This is a genomic window from Kitasatospora cineracea, assembly GCF_003751605.1.
GTDB lineage: Bacteria > Actinomycetota > Actinomycetes > Streptomycetales > Streptomycetaceae > Kitasatospora > Kitasatospora cineracea.
In genome coordinates this window covers 3,398,605-3,419,695 of record NZ_RJVJ01000001.1, presented here as the reverse complement: position 1 = coordinate 3,419,695, position 21,091 = coordinate 3,398,605, and the positions used below count along the sequence as shown (strand labels likewise).

Sequence of the window (21,091 nt, the reverse complement as noted above, 5' to 3'; positions counted from 1 at the left end):
GTTACAGCTCCTTGCTCACGGTGGAGACGGCGCTCAGGAAGGCGTCGTTCTCGGCGGGGGTGCCGGCGGTGACGCGCAGCCAGCCGGGGACGCCGTTGTCGCGGATCAGCACGCCCTGGTCGAGGATCGCCTGCCACACCGCACGGGTGTCGGCGAAGCGGCCGAACTGGATGAAGTTGGCGTCGGACTCGGTGACCTCGAAGCCCAGTTCGCGCAGCCCGAGGACGACCCGGTCGCGCTCGGACTTCAGCCGGTCGACGTAGCCGAGCAGGGTGCCGGTGTGCTCCAGGCAGGCCAGCGCGGTGGCCTGGGTGACGGCCGACAGGTGGTAGGGCAGCCGGACCAGCTGCACCGCGTCCACCACGGCCGGGTCGGCGGCCAGGTAGCCCAGCCGCAGGCCGGCCGCGCCGAACGCCTTCGACATGGTGCGCGAGACCACCAGGTGGGGGCGGCCCTCCAGCAGCGGCAGCAGCGAGGCGCGGTGCGAGAACTCGACGTACGCCTCGTCGACCACCACCATGCTCGGCCCGGCGGCCTGCGCGGCCTCGTACAGGGCGAGCACGGTGTCGGCCTCGACGGCGGTGCCGGTCGGGTTGTTCGGCGAGCAGACGAACACCACGTCGGGGCGCAGCTCGGCGATCGCGGCGCGGGCCGCGTCCACGTCGATGGTGAAGTCCTCGTTGCGCGGGCCGGAGACCCAGCCGGTGCCGGTGCCGCGGGCGATCAGGGCGTGCATCGAGTACGAGGGCTCGAAGCCGATCGCGGTGCGGCCGGGCCCGCCGAAGGTCTGCAGCAGCTGCTGGAGCACCTCGTTGGAGCCGTTGGCGGCCCACACCTGGTCCTTCGTCACCGCGAAGCCGGTGGTGTCGGTGAGGTACGCCGCCAGGCCGGTGCGCAGCTCGACCGCGTCCCGGTCCGGGTAGCGGTTGAGGTGGCGGGCGGCCTCGGCGACCCGCTCGGCGATCCGGGCCACCAGCGGCTCGGGCAGCGGGTACGGGTTCTCGTTGGTGTTGAGCTGGACGGGCACGTCCAACTGCGGCGCGCCGTAGGGGGACTGGCCGCGCAGCTCGTCCCGGATGGGCAGGTCGTCGATCTTCGTCACGCGCCGGGTACCGTCCAGTCGAATCGGGCCTTCACAGCATCGCCGTGGCCGGGCAGGTCCTCGGCCGCGGACAGGTTGACCACGTGCGCGGCGATCCCGGCCAGCGCCTCGCGGTCGTACTCGACCACCTGGACGCCGCGCAGGAAGGTCTGCACGGACAGGCCGGAGGAGTGGCAGGCGCAGCCGCCGGTGGGCAGCACGTGGTTGGAGCCGGCCGCGTAGTCGCCCAGCGAAACCGGGGTGTAGCGGCCGAGGAAGATCGCGCCCGCGTTGCGGACCCGCTCGGAGACGGCGTGCGGCTCGGCGGTCTGGATCTCCAGGTGCTCGGCGGCGTAGGCGTTGACCACCGCGAGGCCCTGCTCCAGGTCGTCGACCAGGATGATCCCGGACTGCGGGCCGCCGAGCGCCTCGGCCACCCGCTCGGAGTGCTTGGTGCGGGCGACCTGCGTCTTCAGCTCGGCCTCGACCGCGTCGGCCAGCAGCGGGGAGGCGGTGACCAGCACGGAGCCGGAGGTGGGGCCGTGCTCGGCCTGGCTGATCAGGTCGGCGGCGACCTCCGCGGCGTCCGCGGTGTCGTCGGCGAGGACCATGATCTCGGTCGGGCCGGCCTCCGAGTCGATGCCGATCCGGCCCGCGAACAGGCGCTTGGCGGCGGCGACGTAGATGTTGCCGGGGCCGGTGACCAGGTTGACGGGCGCGCACTCCTCGGTGCCGAGCGCGAACATCGCCACCGCCTGGGCGCCGCCGACCGCGTACACCTCGTCCACGCCGAGCAGCGCGCAGGCGGCCAGGATCGCCGGGTGGACCCGGCCGCCGAACGCCTTCTGCGGCGGCGAGGAGACCGCGATGCCGGGCACCCCGGCCTCCTGGGCGGGCACCACGTTCATCACCACGGAGGACGGGTACACGGCGAGGCCGCCGGGCACGTACAGGCCGACCCGGTCGACCGGCACCCAGCGCTGGGTGACGGTGCCGCCGGGCACCACCTGCGTGGTGTGCCCGACCCGGCGCTGGTCGGAGTGGACGGCGCGGGCGCGGCGGATCGACTCCTCCAGCGCGGCGCGGACCTCCGGGTCCAGCTGCTCCAGCGCCTCGGCGATCTGCTCGGCCGGGACGCGGGTGGACTCCAGCCGGACGCCGTCGAAGCGCTCGGTGATCTCGATCAGCGCCGCGACCCCGCGATGGCTCACGTCCTCGGCGATCGGCCGCACCTTCTCCAGGGCGGCTTCGACGTCGAACTCGGCACGGGGCAGCACGTCGCGCGGGTCCGTGGAGGAGCCGCGGAGGTCGATTCGAGAGATCACAGGCCCAAGTGTAAGGAGTGGCGAAAACCGGCAGCCCGGCATTTCAGTCCGTGATACGAAGGGTGAGACGAGACCAAGATCATCGGGGGGCGCGGTGGAGCAGGCACCGGACGACTGGAGCGACACCGAACGGGGCCTGTGGGAGGCCTTCCGGCACGGCGAGGTGTACGACCTGCGGGCCGGCAGCGGCCCCGCCGACCTCCTGCTGCCCGCCCCCGCCGGGCACACCACCCGTCCGGGCGACGAGGAGCACGGCCCCGACGACCCGTTCACCGCCGGGGAGTGGGGCCCCGAGCGCACCGTCCGCGCCGAGGCGATCGCCCGGCTGCTGCTGCACGGGCCCGCCGCCGCGCCCGGCAAGGTCGCCGCGCTCAAGCTCATCGGCGCCCGCGTCACCGGCGAGTTCACCCTGGCCGGCGGCCGGATCGGCTGCTACGTCGAGTTCCAGCTCTGCCGCTTCGACCGCAAGCTGCTGCTCTCCGAGGCCACCGCCGGCACCCTGCGGATCGTCTCCTGCGCCCTCCCCCGGCTGGAGGCGTCCCGGCTGGCCAGCGAGGGCGACGTGCACCTCGCCCGCTGCGGGATACCCGGCGGCGTCCGGCTCACCGACGCCCGGATCGGCACCGACCTGCTGCTCAACCAGTCCGCCGTCGGCCCCGACGCGTACGGGCGGGCGGTGTCCGCCGACGGGATCTCCATCAACCAGGACTGCGAGGCCGAACGCCTCGACCTGCTCGGCGAGTTGAGCCTGCGCTCGGCCCGGATCGGCGGCCGGCTCTCGCTCCGCGGCGGCTCGCTGCGGGCCGCCGGACCGGACAACCCGAACGCGATCAACGCGGCCCGGATCACCGTCGGCCACACCCTCTACCTGTCCGGCTCCGAGGACGCCAACTGGACCGGCTCGCGCACCGTCTACGGCTCCGGCTACGGCGGGTCCACGGCCGCCGCCCCCTACCGGGACACCACCCACACCCCGTTCCGCTCCTGGGGCCGGATCCGGCTCTCCGACGGCCGCTTCGACAACGCCGTCCTGATCACCAACGCCGAGTTCCGCCTCGGCGAGGGCGAGGAGCTCGCGCTCAGCCGGATCCAGACCCCCGAGCTCCGCTTCACCTGCGACACCCCGCCCACCGGCGCCGTCAGCCTCAACCGGGCCCGGATCGGCAACCTGGTCGACGCCCCCGCCGCCTGGCCCACCGAGCACCACGTCTCGCTCACCGGCTTCAGCTACGAGTCGCTCCGCCCCACCGAGCCCTTCCCGCTGGAACGCCGGATCGCCTGGGTCGACTCCGGCCGGGAGTTCCGCCCCGAGGCGTACGAGCAGCTCGCCGCCGCCCTGCGCCGCGACGGCGCCGACGAGGACGCCCGCACCGTCCTGTACGCCAAGCAGCGCCGCCGCCGGCGCACCCTGCCGCTGCCCGGCCGGATCTGGGGCCACCTCCAGGACGCCGCCGTCGGCTACGGCTACCGCCCCGGCCGGGCCGCCGCCTGGCTGGTGCTGGCCTGGGCGCTGGGCACCGCGTACTTCGCCGCGCACCGGCCCGCCCCGATCAAGGCCGACGAGCACGTGGTGTGGAACCCCGCCCTGTACGCGGCCGGGAAGGTCCTCCCGCTGATCGACCTCGGCCAGAACGGCTGGGACCCGGGCCCCACCGGCCAGTGGGTCGCCACCGCCCTGGTGCTGACCGGCTGGGTGCTCGCCACCACCGCCGTCGCGGGCGTCACCAGGCTGCTCCAGCGCGGCTGACGCCGGCCGCCGCCGCGCCGTCCGGCGACAAACTGCGGCGCGGCGGCGGCCCGCCGCCAACTACGCTGTCCGCCGTGACTGATCGGCTCCCGCTCTTCCCGCTGAACACGGTTCTGTACCCGGGCCTGGTGCTGCCCCTGCACGTCTTCGAGGAGCGCTACCGCCACCTGGTCGCCGACCTGCTCGAACAGCCCGAGGACGAGCCCCGGCGGTTCGGCGTGGTCGCCATCAAGGACGGCCGGGAGACCGCGCCGGTCCGCGAGCACGAGGGCCCGGCCGGCCCGCTGGACGGCCTCGGCGCCCCCGGCGGCGACCCGCTGGACGCCCTGCACGCGGTCGGCTGCGTCGCCGACGTCGCCTCCGTCCGGGAGCAGCCCGAGGGCCGCTACGAACTCCTCGTCACCGGCACCACCCGGTTCCGGCTGCGCGCCCTGGACGCCACCGGCCCCTACCTGGTCGGCGAGGTCTCGGTGCTCGCCGAGGAGCCCGGCGAGGGCTCCGGCGCGCTCGCGGCCGGCGTCGAACGCGCCTTCCGCACCTACCAGAAGCGGCTGGCCGGGGCCCGCGAGGCCACCCTCAGCGGCGAACCCGACCTCCCCGACGACCCGCAGGTGCTCTCCTACCTGGTCGCCGCCGCCACCTCGCTGCCCACCAAGGACAAGCAGGAACTCCTCGCCTGCCCCGACACCGCCCAGCGCCTGACCCGCGAACTCGCCCTGCTCCGGCACGAGAGCGCGGTCCTGGCGAAACTCCCCTCGCTGCCCGCCGTCGACCTCACCCGCCAGGCGTTCAGCCCCAACTGAAGACCCTGGAGGAGCACCCCTTGGCCAGGAAGAAGAGCCCCGGCGGCACCCCCGCCACCGTCGCCCTCGACACCGCCGGCGTCCCGTTCACCGTCCACGAGTACGCCCACGACCCGGCCGCCGCCTCCTACGGCGCCGAGGCCGCCGAGGCGATGGGCGTCTCCCCCGACCGGGTCTTCAAGACCCTGCTCGCCGAGACCGACGGCACCCTCGCCGTCGCCGTCGTCCCGGTCTCCGGCCAGCTCGACCTCAAGGCGCTCGCCGCCGCGCTCGGCACCAAGCGCGCCGCGATGGCCGACCCCGCCGCGGCCGAACGCTCCACCGGCTACGTGGTCGGCGGCATCTCCCCGCTCGGCCAGCGCCGCAGGCTCCGCACCGTCGTCGACTCCGGCGCGCTCGCCCACCCCACCGTCTTCGTCTCCGCGGGCAAGCGCGGCACCGAGGTCGAACTCGCGCCCGCCGACCTGGTCCGCCTCACCGCCGCGCTCACCGCACCCATCGCCAAGGGCTGAGCCCGGGGGCCGGGAGCGCCTACTCGGCCGGCGGCGGTCCCTGCACCGGGCCGGGCTGGGCCGGGCCGGGGTGCAGCGGCTCCGGCGCCTCCCAGTACGGCGGGCGGTCCGGCTCGCGCTTGCCGAACGTCGCGGAGAGGGCCAGCAGCAGGATCATCGCCGTCATCGGCCAGACCATCAGCGCCCCCTTCGCGGTCAGCTCCAGCGGCCCGTCGAAGGTGCCGCCGTTGCCGACCGAGAGCGCGTGCGCCCGCAGGTCGGGGGTGGCGCCGAGGTGGGTGCCGAGCTGCCAGGCGATCACCGAGCCGAGCAGGCCGCCGACCGCGAGGCCGACCGCGACGGCGATGCCGCCGCCCCGGCCCCGGGTCCACAGGAAGGCGCCGAGCGCGGTGAGCAGCCCGAGGGCCAGCCCGAGCAGCGAGAAGACGCCGACCGCACCGATCAGCTCCTCGCCCTCCGGGTCCCGGTACAGGATGTGGTCGTCCTGGACGGCGTAGCCGACCCGGGGGGCGAGCCAGAGCCAGAGCAGGCCGAGCACCACGCCGAGGACCGCTCCGGCGAGGACGATGACCGCCCCGATCCGCAGTTCGGGACCGAGCGGCGGCCGCTTCGCGCGGACGGGCGGCTGCGGCGGGAAGGGCGGGGCGAAGGGGTCCGGCCCGGGCGTGCTACCCGCAGGTGTGTTCGGTACGGTCACGGCCCCATCGTTTCACGTCGGGCCCGGGAGGTGTCGATCTCCGCCAGTCGACGGCTGCCACCCGCCGCACGCCGCCAGGCCGAACAACGCGCACGTCGGGCCCGGCAGGTGTCGATCTCCGCCCGCCGACGGCTGCCACCGGCCCCGGCCCCGGACCCGGGGGCTCAGGTCGCGGCGCGCCGGTACGCCCAGGTGGCGAGGGTGAGCGAGACCAGGCCGACCGCGCCGCAGACGCCCAGGTCGAGCAGGACGCGGGCCCAGTCGGGGTGCGGGGCGAAGGTGAGGGCGAAGGCGTCGACGCCGTAGCTGGAGGGGAGCAGGTCGCGCAGCCACTGAACGGGCTCGGGGAGCCGGGCGGCGGGCAGCACGCCGAGCAGCAGGGCGGCGGACATGCCGAGCTGTCCGGCCAGGGTGGCGAGCTCCTGACGGGGGGCGAGCAGGCCGAGGGCCGCGCCGAGGCCGGCCAGGGCGGCGCCGGAGAGCGGGACGACGGCGAGCAGGATCCACAGCCGGGCCAGCGGCAGGTCGAACATCCAGCTGCCGATCCCGGCCGTGACGAAGACCCCGGGCACGGTGAAGGAGGCGTACGCGGCGGCGGTGCCGAGCACCACGGAGGCGGGCGGCACCGGCAGCGTCGCGTAGTGGTCGAGGCCGCCGGTGGCGCGCAGCCGGCCGAAGTACTGGGCGAGCAGGTTGAGCGCGACGAAGGCGACGACCAGGACGGCGGAGCCGGCCACCACGGCGTGCGCGGAGGGGTTGTCGCCGGGGTCGACGACGCCGCGCATCATCACCAGGATGCCGATCGACTGGAAGGTGGCGACGAACAGCAGCGGGATCCGGGAGACCTTGGCCCGGGCCAGCTGGGCCCGGTATACGGCGGCCAGCGCGGGCATCAGCCGGGCGGCGGGGGCGAGCGGCGCGGGCTCGGTGGCGACCGCGGGGGCGTCGAGCAGGGTCATCGGGCGAGTCCTCCGGGCCGGCCGCCGAGCCGGAGGTAGGCGTCCTCCAGGGTGGGGGTGGCGAGGGTGAAGTCGTCGAGGGCGGCGAAGGCGGGGCCGGTGGTGACGGCGGCGACCAGTTCGCGGGCCTCGTCGGGGGTGGTGCGCAGGGTCCAGCGGCGGCCGGTGCGTTCGGCGCGTTCGGCGAGGTGGGCGACGGCGGGGACGGTGAGCGGGGCGTCGGTGCGCCAGACCAGGTCGAGCCGGACGTGGCCGTCGACCAGGGCCTTCAGCCCGCCGGGGGTGTCGCAGGCGATGACCCGGCCGGCGTCGACCACGGCGACCCGGTCGAGGACGGTCTCGGCCTCGATGACGTTGTGGGTGACCAGCAGCACGGTGGTGCCGTGCTCGGCCCGGCGGCGGTCGACGGCGCTCCAGACGGCGCGGCGGGCGACCGGGTCCATGCCGGTGGTGGGCTCGTCCAGGACCAGCAGCGGGCGTTCGCCGACCAGGACGGCGGCGAAGCAGGCGAGCCGGCGCTGGCCGCCGGAGAGCTTGGCGAGCGGGCGGTGGGCGAGCGGTTCGAGGCCGAGCTCGGTGATCACGTCGGCGGTCGCGGCGCGGGCGGCGGCCCGGGTGAGGCCGCGCAGCCGGCCGGTGGTCTCGGCGGCGAGGGCGACGGTGAGCTCGTCGAGGGCGGTGGACTCCTGGCCGAGGTAGCCGAGCAGCCGGGCGGCCCGTTCGGGGTGCCGGACGATGTCGTGGCCGAGCAGGTCGATGGTGCCGGCGTCGGGGCGGAGCAGTCCGGTGAGCTGGCGGACCAGGGTGGACTTGCCGGCGCCGTTGGGCCCGAGCAGGCCGAAGACCTCGCCGCGCCGGACGTCGAGGTCGATGCCGTCGTTGGCCCTGACCTCGGTGCCGCCCGTCCGGTAGGTCTTGACCAGGCCGCTGACCGTGCAGCAGCCCTGAGGTGCCTTGCTCACGACGGAAGACTCTACGCGCCGTAAGGGGCGTTCCGGACACGCGGGGTCCGGGCCGCGCCCCGGGCGTCAGTCCTCCCGGAGCGCCTCCGGGGGCTGCCGGGCGTCGGGGACCCGGGCGGCGAGCTCCTTCCAGAAGCCCTCCCGGATCGCGTACCTGTCCTGCTCGTCGATCTGGTCCTCCTTGTGCGCGAGCAGGCCGAACCGGGCGGCGTAGCGCAGCAGTTCGCCGTCCAGGCGGTGCGGGATGCGCGGGTGGTCGGTCCACAGCAGGGCGGGGCGCCCGGCGTCGGCGAGGCGGTCGAGCCAGCGGCGGGCGAAGACCTGGCCGACCTCCTGCGGGTCGCCGCCGACGCTGGTGATGTCCTCCTCGCGGTCCGCCCAGCGCTGGGCGGAGGTGGTGAGCCGGTCCAGGGTGGGCAGCGCGTCGGCGGCGGTGGCGGTGTCGGCGCGGTCGACCAGGCCGCGGTCGGAGGACCAGCGCAGCACCGGGCCGACCGGGGCGGCGGGCCCGGCGGGCGGGCCGGTGGCGGCCCGCCCGGCCAGGTCCTTGGGGGTGGGGATGACCCGCAGCGGGGTGCTGCGGGCGGCCGCGACGGCGGCGGCGGGCGCGGGGGCGGGCACCAGCGGGACGGTGCGGGGCCGGGCCGGGTCGGGCAGCACCGCGACCGGGGCGACGGCGACGGCGGGCTCGGCGGCGGCCTCCCGGGGGCGGGCCCAGCGCTGGATCCAGGCCCGGTCCAGCACCCGGCGCTCGTCGGCCTCGCCGACCAGCTCCTCGGACTGGTTGAAGTCCCCGTCGGCGGCCTCCAGCGCCCACAGGTGCAGCGCGACGCCGTGCTCCTTCGCGGAGGCGACGCCGGGCAGCAGGTCCCCGTCGCCGGTGACCAGCACCACGTCGGCGCAGGCGTGGTTGCGGGCGAGCTCGCTGAGTTCGGCGTGCATCGCGGCGTCCACGCCCTTCTGCACCCAGCGGCCCTCGGCCCTGGTCAGCGCGCCGAGCCGGACGGTGACCCGGGGCAGCACCCGCAGCCGGCGGTGCTCGGGGGCGGGGCGGCGGTCGACGGCCGCGTCGAACCAGTAGATCCGCAGCAGCGGCAGGCCGGTCTCGGCCTCGGCCCGCTCGCGCAGCGCGGCGATCAGCACCGGGTGGTCGACGGCGATCCGGGCCCGGCCGGGCTCCCCCGCGAGCAGGCTGGCGGCCGCGCCCAGCAGGTAGCCCGCGTCGACCAGGACGACGCAGCGGTCCATCTCCGGCACCTCCTCCTCGGCCCGGCCCCCGGCGGTGGGGCGCCGCCCGGCGGCCCGGAGACCGTTGGGCACACCTTTACCCCCCGCTCGCCCGCCGAACCGCCCACTTCCCCCAGCCTCCCCGCCCCGCCCACGCCGCCCTCACGCACCGAGCCCCACCACCCGCAGCCCGCCACCCGCAGCCCGCAGCCCGCAGCCCGCAGCCCGCAGCCCGCAGCCCGCAGCCTCCCTGCCCATCTCCCCCTCGCTCACGCCGCCCTCACGCGCCGAGCCCCGCCCCGGCCTCCCGCCGTCCCCGCCCTCCCCGTCCTCGCTCACGCCGTCCTCACGCGCCGACCCTGGATACTGGGACACCGTGCGGAAGAGTGCGGTGGCGATGTGCGCGGTGGCTGCGGTCGGGGCGGTGGCCGTCGTCCTGGTCCCGGCGACCTCGCCGGAGGTCTCCGGCGGGGACACCGCGCTGGTCTCGGTGGTGGTCAACCACGGCCGCACGGTCGAGCTGGGCCCGGACGAGACCCGGACGATCGAGATCGAGGTGACGGCGAGCGACCGTTCGGGGATCCGCGCGGTGGATCCGATCGGCCTGTGGGGTCCCAACTACGCGACCCTGAAGGTCGGTCCGATGTCCTGCGTGCCGCTGTCCGCGGGCGGGACGACCTCCCGGTGCAGCGGCGAGGCGACGGTCGCGGCCGGTTCGCGGGCGCTCTTCGACGACCAGGCCGGCACCTGGTTCGTGGACCTGCGGATCCGGGCCGCCGACGGCGACCGCTACGTCTCGAAGAACGCCGCCGGGTTCTCGCTGAAGCGCTCCGCCCGGTTCGACCTGGCCGCCGCCGATCCGGCCCGGGTGGCGGAGGGCGGGGCGGTCACCGTCCGGGCCCGGTTGCAGCGGGCCGACTGGGACCGCAAGGCCGAGGTCCCGCAGCAGGGCACCGCCGCGTACCTGCAGTTCCGTCCGGTGGGCAGCGACACCTGGACCACCCTGGCCACCGCCCGCACGGACGCCGACGGCCTGCTCTCGGTGAACGTGCCGGCCCGCGGCCCGGGCGCGTTCCAGTGGTACGCGCCGGGCGACAAGTGGACGGCGGGCGCGGTGTCCGAGGTGCTGCCGCTGGAGGTCGACGGGCCGGGGGCGCATCCGGGCCAGTGAGCCGGTGCGGACGCGGCGGGCCCCCGGGGCGGTCGTCGTCCCGGGGGCCCGCCGCGGGGTGCGGCCGGGGTCAGCCGCGCAGTTCCTCGGCGACCAGTTCGGCGATCTGCACGGCGTTGAGCGCCGCGCCCTTGCGCAGGTTGTCGTTGGAGAGGAACAGCGACAGGCCGTGCTCGGCGGTCTCGTCGGCGCGGATCCGGCCGACGTAGCTCGGGTCCTGGCCGGCGGCCTGCAGCGGGGTGGGGATGTCGGTGAGCTGGACGCCGGGGGCGCCGGTGAGCAGCTCGGTGGCGCGCTCGGGGCTGAGCGGGCGGGCGAAGCGGGCGTTGACCTGGAGCGAGTGGCCGGTGAAGACCGGGACGCGCACGCAGGTGCCGGAGACCTTGAGCTCGGGGATGCCGAGGATCTTGCGGCTCTCGTGGCGGAGCTTCTGCTCCTCGTCGGTCTCGTTGCTGCCGTCCTCGACGATCGAGCCGGCCAGCGGGACGACGTTGAAGGCGATCGGGCGCTGGTAGACGCCGGGCGCCGGGTACTCGACGGCGGCGCCGTCGTGGACCAGGGCGGCGGCCCCGTCGACGACCTTGCGGGCCTGCTCGTGCAGTTCGGAGACGCCGGCCAGGCCGGAGCCGGAGACCGCCTGGTAGGTGGAGACCACCAGGGCGACCAGCTCGGACTCCTCGTGCAGCGGGCGCAGCACGGGCATCGCGGCCATGGTGGTGCAGTTCGGGTTGGCGATGATGCCCTTGGGGCGCTCGGCGATCGCGTCGGGGTTGACCTCGGCGACGACCAGCGGGACCTCGGGGTCGCGGCGCCAGGCGGAGGAGTTGTCGATGACGACGGCTCCGGCGGCGGCGACCTTGGGGGCGAGCGCCTTGGAGGTGGCGCCGCCCGCCGAGAAGATCACGATGTCCAGGCCGCTGTAGTCGGCCGTGGCGGCGTCCTCGACGGTGACCTCGGTGTCCTTCCAGGGCAGGGCGCGCCCCGCCGAGCGGGCCGAGGCGAACAGCCGCAGCTGCTCGACCGGGCCCAGTCCACCGGGTACATCAGCGCGCTCCGCCAGGATCTCGCGGACCACGCCGCCGACCTGACCGGTGGCACCTACGATGCCGATCCTCATCCGTCTCTCCTCCTGCTACCGGTTGTGCCGGTTGTCCCGGCCCATCATGCCTTGTCAGAGCGGGTTTTCGCGGGGGCGTCCCAAAGCGTGAACGCTTGCCGTCCGCGGCGGAAATCCCTCCTGCGCGGGCCCGTCCCCGCCGGAAATCCTGCGTGCGGGCGGCCGTCGCTCAGGCGTGCGCGAGCAGCGGCAGCCGCACCGCGGGGGTGGGGATGCGGCCGGCGCGGTGCAGCAGGGCCTTGAGCGCGGTCGGGTTGGGCCCGGCGAAGGCGGTGCGGGAGAGTCCGGCGAGTTCGGCGCCGAGCTTGCGGGCGAGTGCGGCGTCGCCGTCCTGCCAGGCCCGGTGCAGGGCGACGAAGCGGGCGGTCTCCAGGTGGGCGGAGGCCAGGATGCCGCCGTCGGCGCCGAGGGCGAGCAGCGGGGAGAGGAACAGGTCGTCGCCGGCCATGACGCCGCGCGGTCCGGCGGCCAGCAGGGCGATCGTCTCCTCGTCGATGCCGCCGGGCGCGTACTTGGTCCCGGCCACCGCGGGCAGTGCGAGCAGTTCCAGCAGGGTGGCGGCGCCGAGCGGCTGCCCGGTGCGGTACGGGATGTGGTAGATCACCAGCGGCAGCGGGCTCGCCCCGGCGAGGGCCCGGAAGTGGGCGAGGACGCCGGCCTCGCCGGGGCGGACGAAGGCGGGGACGGCGACCAGGGCGGCGTCGGCCCGGCCGTCCAGCGCGGCGACCGCCTCGGCGGTGCGGGCGGTGCCGCCGTGGCCCGCGCCGACGGTGAGCGGGGCGCCGTGGGCGTCGCAGGCGCGGCGGCAGACCTCGATCACCGCGTCCTGTTCGGCGTCGGTGAGCGAGCCGGGCTCGCCGGTGGTGCCGAGGGCGACCAGGCCGGCGGCGCCGGCTTCCAAGCTGTCGTGGGCGAGCCGTTCCAGGGCGTCGAGGGCGACGGCGCCGTCGGCGGTGAAGGGCGTGACCAGCGGGATGTGGATGCCGTGCAGTTCCATGCGGGAAGCCTGCCGGGCGGTGACCGTGCGGGTCCAGTTCACATTTCCGATGGTTCTCGTAAGCTGGGCCGATGCTTGAGGTGCGGAGGTTGCGGTTGCTGCGCGAACTGGCCCGGCTGGGGACGATCGCGGCGGTCGCGGAGGCGTTGGCGTTCAGTCCTTCGGCGGTGTCCCAGCAGCTGTCGGTGCTGGAGCGGGAGGCGGGGGTGCCGCTGCTGGAGCGGACCGGGCGGCGGGTGGCGCTGACCCCGGCGGGGCGGAACCTGGTGCGGCACACCGAGGCGGTGCTGGAGCTGCTGGAGCGGGCGGACGCCGAGCTGGCGCACGCCCGCAGCGGGCCGGCCGGGCCGCTGCGGATCGGCGCCTACCCGTCCGCGGTGCGCGCCCTGGTGCCCGCGGCGCTGGCCGAACTGGCGTCCCGGCACCCGGAGTTGGAGCCGATGGTGAGCGAGGTGGACCCGGCGGCGGTGGCCGGGGCGCTGCGCGCGGGCGAGTTGGACGTGGCGCTGGTGCACGAGTACGACCTGGTGCCGGGCGAGCCGGAGGAGGGGGTGGCGCTGACCGGTCCGGTGTTCGCCGAGCCGCTGTACCTGGCGGCCCGTTCCGGCGGCGCACTGGCCGGGCACCGGGACAGCCCGTGGATCACCGCGCCGGTCGGGACGCTCTGCCACGCGATGGTGCAGCGGGTCTGCCAGTCCGCCGGGTTCGCGCCGCGGGTGCGCCACCTGGTGGACGACTTCGCGGCCCAGCTGGCCCTGGTGGCGGTGGGCCAGGGGGTGGCGCTGGTGCCGCACCTGGGCATCGGCCGCTGCCCGCCGGGCGTGACGCTGACCCGGCTGCCGCTGTACCGGCGCACCCGCACCGCGTTCCGGGCCGGTGCGGCGGCGCACCCGGCGGTGGCGGCCTTCGCGGCGGCCCTGCACGCGGCCGTCCCGGCCGAACTGCGCTCGGCCTGACCTCCGGGTCCCGCCGGTCCGGACGGGCCGCTAGCCTTCCGCCATGCATCAGTTGAACGAGCAGCAGGAGCAGCCGGGCCGGTTCGGGCCGGACGCCACGGTGGAGGTCCGGGCCGAGGGCGTGGGCCCGGTGCGCACCGAGTACGCGCCGGACCACGACGGCGACCCGGACCCGGGCGAGATCGTCTGGACGTGGGTGCCGTACGAGGAGAACGACGGGCGGGGCAAGGACCGGCCGGTGCTGGTGGTGGCCCGGGAGGCGGGGGGCTCGCTGCTGACGGTGATGCTCTCCAGCAAGGGGCACGACGACGACCGGGACTGGGTGCCGCTGGGCGCGGGCCCGTGGGACCGCAGCGGGCGGGACTCCTGGGTGGCGCTGGACCGGGTGTTCCGGGTGCGGGACGGCGGGATGCGGCGCGAGGCGTGCGCGCTGGACCGGGCGCGGTTCCGGCTGGTGGTGGACGCGTTGCGGCTCCGTTACCGCTGGCGCTGAGTAACGATTATCGGATCTTCCTTCCCTGGTTCACCCCGGGACCGGTACAACAACTCCAGGATTCCCCACAGTTGAGCTGGAGTCGTACGCATGAGCAGCAACACCCCTCCCGGCTACGGGCCTCCGCAGGACCCCTACGGCAACATCCCGCAGGGTGCGTTCCCGGGCTGGCTCAGCCCGACCCCGCCGCCCGGCGCCCAGCCCGTGCCGGGCACCCGGGTCCTCGCCGCGCCGGTGGACCGCTTCCTGGCCCGCCTGATCGACGCGGCGGTCCTGATCGTCCCGTTCATCGTCGTGGCCGTCATCACGATGGGCAGCTTCCTCTACTACCTGCTCGCCGCGGTGGTCCTGGTGGCCTACGAGGGCGGCATGATGCTGACCCAGCACGGCCAGACCGTCGGCAAGAAGGCGATGCGGCTGCGGGTGGTCAGCGCGGCCACCGGCGGCCGTCCGACCGACAACGAGCTGTGGACCCGGGCGGGCGTCTACGGCGGCCCGTTCCTGGTCCCGTACATCGGCGGCCTGTTCTCGCTGGTCAACTGCCTGTCCCTGCTCTGGGACAAGCCGCTCCAGCAGTGCTTCCACGACAAGGGCGGCAAGACCGTGGTGGTCAAGGAGTTCTGACGCCCCTTCGGCACCGCCACCCGGGCCCCGGCGGAGACGCACTCCGCCGGGGCCCTTCGCGCCTCCCGGCGCCCCGCGCGCTCAGCCGGCCAGGCAGCTCGGCCCGAGCAGCTGCTTGAGGTCGCCGAACAGCGCCGGGTCGGACTTCACCCGGTGCCGGTCCAGGCGCAGCACCACCGTCCTGCTCCGGCCGCGCAGGTGGACGTGCACCTCGGTGCTGCCCCGGTGGCTGCCCAGCACCTCGCCGAGCCGGGTGACGATCGGCGGGGTGAGCTTGTTCTCCGGCACGGTGATCACGATCGGCAGCTGCGCCCCGACGTTGCTCAGGTCGGGCACCGACAGCTCCATGCCCATCAGCCGCGGCACGTCCTCCCGCTTGTCGAGCTTGCCGCGGACGAACACCACGGCGTCCTCGACCAGTTGCGAGGAGACCAGCTGGTAGCTGGCCGGGAAGAACATGCAGTCGATCGAGCCGGCCAGGTCCTCGACGGTGGCGATCGCCCAGGCGTTGCCCTGCTTGGTCATCTTGCGCTGCAGGCCCGAGATGATGCCGCCGATCGTCACGATCGTGCCGTCCGGCCGCTCGGCCAGGTCGGCGACCGCGCAGTCCGACTTGTCGGCCAGCACGTGCTCGATGCCGTTCAGCGGGTGCGAGGAGACGTACAGGCCGAGCATCTCGCGCTCCTGGGTGAGCAGGAAGGACTTCTCCCACTCCTCCTCGGAGAACACCACGTCCAGCCCGAACGAGGGCTCGTCGGAGACGCTGTCGCCGCCGAACAGGTCGAACTGGCCCTCGGCCTCCTTGCGCTTGATCCCGACCACGTTGTCGATCATCGGCTCGAACTGGGCGGTCAGGCCCTTGCGGGTGTGCCCGAGCGAGTCGAAGGAACCGGCCTTGATCAGCGATTCCACGGTGCGCTTGTTGCACACCACCGACTCGACCTTCTCCAGGAAGTCCGGGAACGAGGCGTACTTCCCCTTGGCCTTGCGGGTGCGGATCATCGACTCCACCACCGGCCCGCCGACGTTGCGGATCGCGGTCAGGCCGAACCGGACGGTCTCGCTGCCGTGCGGGGTGAAGTCGGCGTCCGACTCGTTGACGTCCGGCGGCAGCACCTGGATGCCCATCTTGCGGCACTCGTTCAGGTAGACCGCGGACTTGTCCTTGTCGTCCTTGACCGAGGTGAGCAGCGCCGACATGTACTCGGCCGGGTAGTTGGCCTTCAGGTACGCCGTCCAGTACGAGACCAGCCCGTAGCCCGCGGTGTGCGCCTTGTTGAAGGCGTAGCCGGAGAACGGCACCAGCACGTCCCAGACCGCCTGGATCGCCGCGTCCGAGTAGCCGCGCTCCCGGCAGCCCTTCTGGAACGGGACGAACTCGGCCTCCAGGATCTCCTTCTTCTTCTTGCCCATCGCGCGGCGCAGCAGGTCGGCCTGGCCGAGCGAGTAGCCGGCCAGGATCTGCGCGGCCTTCTGCACCTGCTCCTGGTAGACGATCAGGCCGTAGGTGGGCTTGAGGATCTCCTCCAGGGGCTTCTCCAGCTCCGGGTGGATCGGGGTGATGTCCTGCTGGCCGTTCTTGCGCAGCGCGTAGTTGGTGTGCGAGTTGACGCCCATCGGGCCCGGCCGGTACAGCGCCAGGACGGCGGAGATGTCCTCGAAGTTGTCGGGCTTCATCAGGCGCAGCAGCGAGCGCATCGGGCCGCCGTCGAGCTGGAAGACGCCCAGCGTGTCGCCGCGGGCGAGCAGTTCGTAGGCGGGCTTGTCGTCCAGCGGCAGCTGGAGCAGCTCGATCTTGACGCCCTTGTTCTTCTCGATCGCCTTGACCGCGTCGTCCATGATCGTCAGGTTGCGCAGTCCGAGGAAGTCCATCTTGAGCAGGCCGAGGCCCTCGCAAGTGGGGTAGTCGAACTGGGTGATCGTCACGCCGTCGGTGTGCCGGGTCCAGACCGGGATGTGGTCGGTCAGCGGCTCGGCGGACATGATCACGCCGGCCGCGTGCACGCCGGGCTGCCGGATCAGGCCCTCGATGCCGCGCGCGGTGTCGATCACCTTGCGGACGTCCGGGTCGTTCTCGTACAGGCCGCGGATCTCGCCCGCCTCGCCGTAGCGCGGGTGCGAGGAGTCGGTGATGCCGGACAGCGGGATGCCCTTGCCCATCACGTCCGGCGGCATCGCCTTGGTGATCCGGTCGCCCATCGCGTACGGGTAGCCCAGGACCCGGGAGGAGTCCTTGATGGCGGCCTTCGCCTTGATGGTGCCGTACGTGACGATCATGGCGACCTTGTCGGAGCCCCACTTCTCGGTCACGTAGCGGATCACGTCGCCGCGCCGGCGCTCGTCGAAGTCGATGTCGACGTCGGGCATCGAGATGCGCTCGGGGTTGAGGAAGCGCTCGAAGATCAGGCCGTGCGGGATCGGGTCGAGGTCGGTGATGCCCATCGCGTAGGCGACCAGCGAGCCGGCCGCCGAGCCGCGGCCGGGGCCGACCGCGATGCCCTGGCTCTTGGCCCACATGATGAAGTCGGCGACCACGAGGAAGTACGCCGGGAACCCCATCTGGATGATGGTGTCCATCTCGTACTCGGCGAGCTTCTTGTGCTCCTCGTCGTAGCCGCCCGGGAAGCGCCAGTCCATGCCCTCCCAGACCTTGGACTTGAAGAAGTCCGCCTCGGACTCGAAGCCCTCCGGGATCGGGAAGCGCGGCATCAGGTTCTTGAACTCGAACATGCCGGCGGTGTCGACCCGCTGGGCGACCAGCAGCTGGCTGTTGCGGCAGCCCTCCTGCCAGGCGTCCGAGGAGTCCAGGCCGTACATCTCGGCGGCCGACTTGATGTAGTAGCCGGTGCCGTCGAACCGGAAGCGGTCCGGGTCGGAGAGGTTCTTGCCGGTCTGCACGCACAGCAGCAGGTCGTGGGCGCCCGCGTCGCCCTCGGTGGTGTAGTGCGAGTCGTTGGTGACCACCGGCGGGATGTTCAGCTTCCTGCTGATCTCCAGCAGGCCGTCGCGGACCCGCTTCTCGATGTCCAGGCCGTGGTCCATCAGCTCCAGGAAGTAGTTCTCCTTGCCGAAGATGTCCTGGTACTCGGCCGCCGAGCGGACCGCCTCGTCGAACTGGCCCAGCCGCAGCCGGGTCTGCACCTCGCCGGACGGGCAGCCGGTGGTGGCCATCAGGCCCGCCGCGTGCTCGGAGATGATCTCCTTGTCCATCCGCGGCCACTTCACCAGCCAGCCCTCCGCGTAGGAGCGCGAGGTCAGCTTGAAGAGGTTGTGCAGGCCCTCCTTGTTCCGGGCCCAGATGGTCTTGTGGGTGTACGCGCCGGACGCCGAGACGTCGTCCTTCTTCTGGTGCGGCTGGCCCCACAGCACGCGCTTGGTGTTGGACCGGGAGTCCGGCGCGACGTACGCCTCGATGCCGATCACCGGGGTGATGCCCGCCGCGGTGGCCTGCTTGTGGAACTCGGCGGCGCCGTACATGTTGCCGTGGTCGGTCATCGCCACGTGGGTCTGCCCCAGCCGCTCGACCTCCTTGAACAGCTGCTTCAGCCGGGCGGCGCCGTCCAGCATCGAGTACTCGGTGTGGACGTGCAGGTGCGCGTACGGCTGGTCGCTCAAGGCGGGGCCTCCGGGGTCCTGGGAGAGGGCTGAAACACGTGAGGCCCGAGCCACCACCAGGGCTCGGACCACGGCTTCCGGGATCGCGCCCCCGAGTCTAATCCCCTCCGGTACCGTCCCCTCACACCACCGCGCGACCCGCGCGGACGTTCCCAGGGGGAGACGCCATGGCCTTCGCACCACCTCCTTACCGGTCGCCCCGCAGGCCCGGCGGACTGCCGGTGATCGGCACCGTGCTGCTGTTCCAGGCCCTCGCCCTGGTCGCCGTCCTGGCGTACGACCTGAACAAGGCGGGCAGCGGCTACCTGCCCACCGCGCTCGGCTTCTCCTACCGGCGGATGATGGCCGGCCCGGCCGTCTTCGGCGGCGCCTCCGCCGCCTACCTGGTGGTCGTCCTGGTGGCGGCGTTCCGGGCGTTCGCCGGCGCGGCCTGGGTGCGCGGGGCCGCGGTGGCGCTGACCGGGTACGTCGGGTACGCCTCGGCCACCCAGCTGTGGGTGCTGTTCACCGGGCCGCTCGGCGAGGAGGGCTACGCCACCAAGCCGCTCGACCACCTGCTGCTGACCCTCACCCACGTGCTGAACGTGGTGGTGTTCCTGGTCGTCGTCCTCGCGGTGGCCGCCACCCGGGCCCCGGGCGCCCCGGCCGTCCCGACCGGCTACCCGCAGCCGCCGTTCGCCCCCGGCCCGGCCGGCCACGCGGTCGTCCCCGGCCCCGGCCCGCTGCCCGGCCCGTCCGCGCCCGCGCCCGGCCCGTGGGGCGCGCCTCCCCCGGGCGCCCCGCAGCCGCCCGCCGCCCCGCCGCAGCCGCCCGCCGCCCCGCCGCAGCCGCCCGCGGCCGGCCACGGCGCCGCGTACGCCTACCCCCCGCCGCCGCCCGTCCCGCCGGTGTCCTGACCGGCCCTCACCCCGCTCCTTCACCCACCCTCCATGTGCCGGTCGGTCTAAGGTTGGGCCGTCCCTGCGACCGCGCCCGGGAGGCCCGGCGATGCCCGACGTCCGCACCCTGTCCGACCGCGAGCTGACGGTCGGCTACTTCGAGCGCCAACTGCTGCACCGCAAGCAGGAGTTGACCGCCGCCGCGGCGGTGTCCCGGCTGGCCGCGCTGCAGGCGCAGTACTCGCCGTCGCCGCACCTGGCGCTCTGGGCCCGGCTGCCCGGTTTCGGGCAGCCGGAGCTGGAGGCCGCCCTGCGGGACGGCACCGTGGTCAAGTCGACGCTGATGCGCGGCACCCTGCACCTGGTCCCCGGCGCCGACTACGGGCACCTGGCGGCGGCCTGGCGCCGCCGCTGGCTCACCGAGCTGCGCGGCCGGCACCGGGACACCGGCCTGGACGAGGCGGCCCTGGAAGCCTCGCTGCGGGCCTTCGCGGCCGTCCCGCGCAGCGCCGAGGAGCTGCGCGAGCACACCGCGCTGGCGTCCGGCGGCCGGGTCCGCACCGAGGACCTGCTGCACTACCCGCGGGCGCTGCTCCCGCTGGTGCACGTCGCCCCGTCCGGGCACTGGCGGGCGCACGGCAAGCCCCGGATGGTGCTGTGGGACGGCGAGCTGCCGCCCGAACCGGCCGCCACCGCCCGCCTGGTGCGCCGCTACCTGGCCGGCTACGGCCCGGCCTCGCGGGCCGACGTGGCGCACTTCGGCGGCCTGCGGCTGGGCCAGGTCGACCCGGCGCTGGCCGAACTGGACCGGCAGGGCGGGCTGGTCCGCCACCGGGCCGAGGACGGCCGCGAACTGCTCGACCTGCCCGGCGCCCCGCCGCCGTCCGACCCGGACCGCGAGCTGCCGGTGCGCTTCCTGCCGAAGTGGGACGCCGCGCTGCTCTCGCACGCCGACCGCACCCGGATGCTGCCCGCCGCGATCCACCGGCAGGTCTACCGCGCGGTCAACGGGACGCTGCTGGCCTCCTACCTGGTGGACGGCCTGGTCGCGGGCGTCTGGGAGCACCGCTGCACCCGGGGCGCGGCCGTGCTCACCCTCACCCCGCTGCTGCCGCACGCCCGGCGCCCGGAGCTGGAGCGGGAGGGCGAGCGGCTGCTGGCCTTCCTGGAGCCCGGCGCGGAGAGCCGCACGGTGGCCTTCGCGTCCTGAGCGCCCGTCAGCCCTGCTCGCTCTGCTCGCCCCGCTCGCCCTGCCCGCCCCGCTCGCTCTGCCCGTCCAGCTCGGCCAGGAACGCCAGCGCGGCCGCCCAGGTCCGCTCGGCGGCCTCGGCGTCGTGGTCGGGCAGGTCCGCGTCGGTGTACAGGTGCCCGGCGCCCCGGTAGCGGTGCACCTCGACGTCGGCCCCGGCCCGGGTCATCAGCAGGTACCAGGTGTTCAGCCAGTCCTCGGACTCGAACGCGTCCGGCTCGGCGACGTGCAGTTGCACCGGGATCTCCGTGGCGGCGTCCTCCCGCAGGTCGGAGGTGCCGTGCAGGAGCAGCAGGCCGCGGGCCTGCTCGTCGGCCAGCGCCAGGTTCTGCGCCAGCGACCCGCCGAGCGAGAACCCGGCGTACACCAGCCCGCCCGCCGCCGGCAGCAGCGGCGCGACCGCGCCGACCGCGCGCCGCAGCAGCTCGTCGTTGCCGACCTCGTCGCGGTACGCCATGCCCTCCTCCAGCTCGTCGAAGGTCCGGCCCTCGTACAGGTCCGGGGTGTGCACGGTGTGCCCGGCGGCGCGCAGCCGGTCGGCGGCCTCGGTGACGGCGGGGCGCAGGCCGTACGCGGAGTGGAACAGGACGATCTCGGCCACGGGTCGGGCTCCTCGGTGCTGCGGGTGGTGCGGACCCTCCATGATCGCCCATCCCGGGACGCGCGGGGGCCCGGCCC

At 74.5% G+C, this 21,091-nt stretch carries 19 protein-coding genes; 9 read left to right on the top strand and 10 right to left on the bottom strand.

Annotation, left to right across the window (positions count from 1 at the left end; all coding sequences use genetic code 11):
- Position 1: 1 nt before the first annotated feature.
- On the bottom strand, positions 2-1,102 hold the full coding sequence (locus EDD39_RS15570; RefSeq protein WP_123556543.1) for a histidinol-phosphate transaminase: 1,101 nt from the start codon (positions 1,100-1,102) through the stop codon (positions 2-4).
- Complete coding sequence (hisD, locus tag EDD39_RS15565) at positions 1,099-2,406, bottom strand: histidinol dehydrogenase (RefSeq protein ID WP_123556541.1); 1,308 nt, start codon at positions 2,404-2,406, stop codon at positions 1,099-1,101. The genes EDD39_RS15570 and hisD overlap by 4 nt, the downstream gene beginning before the upstream one ends.
- A 94-nt stretch (positions 2,407-2,500) precedes the next feature.
- Here hisD and EDD39_RS15560 point away from each other — a divergent pair, with 94 nt between their 5' ends.
- The 3 genes from EDD39_RS15560 (at position 2,501) to ybaK (ending at position 5,468) form a co-directional block, all read left to right on the top strand.
- Entirely contained in the window at positions 2,501-4,153 is a 1,653-nt protein-coding gene (locus tag EDD39_RS15560; RefSeq protein ID WP_162870034.1) for an oxidoreductase, read from the top strand.
- Positions 4,154-4,227: 74 nt separating this feature from the next.
- Positions 4,228-4,956 (top strand): LON peptidase substrate-binding domain-containing protein, encoded by a 729-nt coding sequence (locus tag EDD39_RS15555; protein WP_123556538.1) that lies wholly within the window; start codon positions 4,228-4,230, stop codon positions 4,954-4,956.
- Between the two features lie 20 nt (positions 4,957-4,976).
- The gene (gene ybaK / locus EDD39_RS15550; protein WP_123556537.1) at positions 4,977-5,468 is read left to right on the top strand and encodes a Cys-tRNA(Pro) deacylase; all 492 of its coding nucleotides are present in this window, start codon (positions 4,977-4,979) and stop codon (positions 5,466-5,468) included.
- A gap of 19 nt (positions 5,469-5,487) precedes the next feature.
- Here the strand turns inward: ybaK and EDD39_RS15545 are convergent, their stop codons facing one another.
- The 4 genes from EDD39_RS15545 to EDD39_RS15530 form a co-directional block, all read right to left on the bottom strand.
- A complete protein-coding gene (locus EDD39_RS15545; RefSeq protein ID WP_208765505.1) occupies positions 5,488-6,165 on the bottom strand; it encodes a DUF2567 domain-containing protein in 678 nt (225 codons plus the stop codon).
- Positions 6,166-6,329: 164 nt separating this feature from the next.
- Positions 6,330-7,124: an ABC transporter permease gene (locus tag EDD39_RS15540; RefSeq protein ID WP_123556535.1), complete on the bottom strand. Its 795-nt coding sequence runs from the start codon at positions 7,122-7,124 to the stop codon at positions 6,330-6,332.
- A complete protein-coding gene (locus EDD39_RS15535; RefSeq protein WP_123556533.1) occupies positions 7,121-8,086 on the bottom strand; it encodes an ABC transporter ATP-binding protein in 966 nt (321 codons plus the stop codon). Before EDD39_RS15535 ends, EDD39_RS15540 begins: the two co-directional genes overlap by 4 nt.
- Before the next feature lie 66 nt (positions 8,087-8,152).
- Entirely contained in the window at positions 8,153-9,334 is a 1,182-nt protein-coding gene (locus EDD39_RS15530; RefSeq protein WP_123560469.1) for an NYN domain-containing protein, read from the bottom strand.
- Positions 9,335-9,689: 355 nt separating this feature from the next.
- Between EDD39_RS15530 and EDD39_RS15525 the strand changes: the two genes are divergently transcribed.
- Entirely contained in the window at positions 9,690-10,484 is a 795-nt protein-coding gene (locus EDD39_RS15525; protein WP_148089450.1) for a hypothetical protein, read from the top strand.
- Positions 10,485-10,554: 70 nt separating this feature from the next.
- Here the strand turns inward: EDD39_RS15525 and EDD39_RS15520 are convergent, their stop codons facing one another.
- Positions 10,555-11,601, bottom strand: a complete 1,047-nt coding sequence (locus EDD39_RS15520) for an aspartate-semialdehyde dehydrogenase (protein ID WP_123556529.1) — start codon at positions 11,599-11,601, stop codon at positions 10,555-10,557.
- A gap of 169 nt (positions 11,602-11,770) precedes the next feature.
- Positions 11,771-12,640: a dihydrodipicolinate synthase family protein gene (locus tag EDD39_RS15515; protein ID WP_244256745.1), complete on the bottom strand. Its 870-nt coding sequence runs from the start codon at positions 12,638-12,640 to the stop codon at positions 11,771-11,773.
- A 29-nt stretch (positions 12,641-12,669) separates the two neighbouring features.
- Here EDD39_RS15515 and EDD39_RS15510 point away from each other — a divergent pair, with 29 nt between their 5' ends.
- The 3 genes from EDD39_RS15510 to EDD39_RS15500 all read left to right on the top strand — a co-directional run bounded on the left by EDD39_RS15510 (position 12,670) and on the right by EDD39_RS15500 (position 14,671).
- Complete coding sequence (locus EDD39_RS15510) at positions 12,670-13,554, top strand: LysR substrate-binding domain-containing protein (RefSeq protein WP_123556527.1); 885 nt, start codon at positions 12,670-12,672, stop codon at positions 13,552-13,554.
- 43 nt (positions 13,555-13,597) lie between these two features.
- The gene (locus EDD39_RS15505) at positions 13,598-14,047 is read left to right on the top strand and encodes a type II toxin-antitoxin system PemK/MazF family toxin (RefSeq protein ID WP_123556525.1); all 450 of its coding nucleotides are present in this window, start codon (positions 13,598-13,600) and stop codon (positions 14,045-14,047) included.
- Between the two features lie 90 nt (positions 14,048-14,137).
- The gene (locus EDD39_RS15500; RefSeq protein WP_123556523.1) at positions 14,138-14,671 is read left to right on the top strand and encodes an RDD family protein; all 534 of its coding nucleotides are present in this window, start codon (positions 14,138-14,140) and stop codon (positions 14,669-14,671) included.
- An 81-nt stretch (positions 14,672-14,752) separates the two neighbouring features.
- Here the strand turns inward: EDD39_RS15500 and dnaE are convergent, their stop codons facing one another.
- On the bottom strand, positions 14,753-18,286 hold the full coding sequence (dnaE, locus tag EDD39_RS15495) for a DNA polymerase III subunit alpha (protein ID WP_123556521.1): 3,534 nt from the start codon (positions 18,284-18,286) through the stop codon (positions 14,753-14,755).
- 167 nt (positions 18,287-18,453) lie between these two features.
- On the opposite strand from dnaE, the gene EDD39_RS15490 reads away from it, so the two are divergent.
- Together EDD39_RS15490 and EDD39_RS15485 are read left to right on the top strand one after the other, a co-directional pair.
- Positions 18,454-19,182 carry a hypothetical protein gene (locus EDD39_RS15490; RefSeq protein ID WP_148089449.1) on the top strand — a complete coding sequence of 243 codons (729 nt, stop codon included), beginning with the start codon at positions 18,454-18,456 and terminating at the stop codon, positions 19,180-19,182.
- Between the two features lie 91 nt (positions 19,183-19,273).
- Positions 19,274-20,374 (top strand): winged helix DNA-binding domain-containing protein, encoded by a 1,101-nt coding sequence (locus tag EDD39_RS15485; protein WP_123556517.1) that lies wholly within the window; start codon positions 19,274-19,276, stop codon positions 20,372-20,374.
- A 7-nt stretch (positions 20,375-20,381) separates the two neighbouring features.
- On the opposite strand, the gene EDD39_RS15480 is transcribed toward EDD39_RS15485, so the two are convergent.
- Positions 20,382-21,014, bottom strand: coding sequence for a dienelactone hydrolase family protein (locus tag EDD39_RS15480; protein WP_244256743.1), 633 nt, complete (start codon positions 21,012-21,014; stop codon positions 20,382-20,384).
- Positions 21,015-21,091: the final 77 nt, after the last annotated feature.

Bases quoted from the DNA above. Each gene is read 5' to 3' on its own strand.
- EDD39_RS15520 (WP_123556529.1), bottom strand. From the start codon at position 11,601: ATGAGGATCGGCATCGTAGGTGCCACCGGTCAGGTCGGCGGCGTGGTC.
- EDD39_RS15485 (WP_123556517.1), top strand. From the start codon at position 19,274: ATGCCCGACGTCCGCACCCTGTCCGACCGCGAGCTGACGGTCGGCTAC.
- EDD39_RS15490 (WP_148089449.1), top strand. From the start codon at position 18,454: ATGGCCTTCGCACCACCTCCTTACCGGTCGCCCCGCAGGCCCGGCGGA.
- EDD39_RS15500 (WP_123556523.1), top strand. From the start codon at position 14,138: ATGAGCAGCAACACCCCTCCCGGCTACGGGCCTCCGCAGGACCCCTAC.
- EDD39_RS15505 (WP_123556525.1), top strand. From the start codon at position 13,598: ATGCATCAGTTGAACGAGCAGCAGGAGCAGCCGGGCCGGTTCGGGCCG.
- EDD39_RS15510 (WP_123556527.1), top strand. From the start codon at position 12,670: ATGCTTGAGGTGCGGAGGTTGCGGTTGCTGCGCGAACTGGCCCGGCTG.
- EDD39_RS15530 (WP_123560469.1), bottom strand. From the start codon at position 9,334: ATGGACCGCTGCGTCGTCCTGGTCGACGCGGGCTACCTGCTGGGCGCG.
- EDD39_RS15540 (WP_123556535.1), bottom strand. From the start codon at position 7,124: ATGACCCTGCTCGACGCCCCCGCGGTCGCCACCGAGCCCGCGCCGCTC.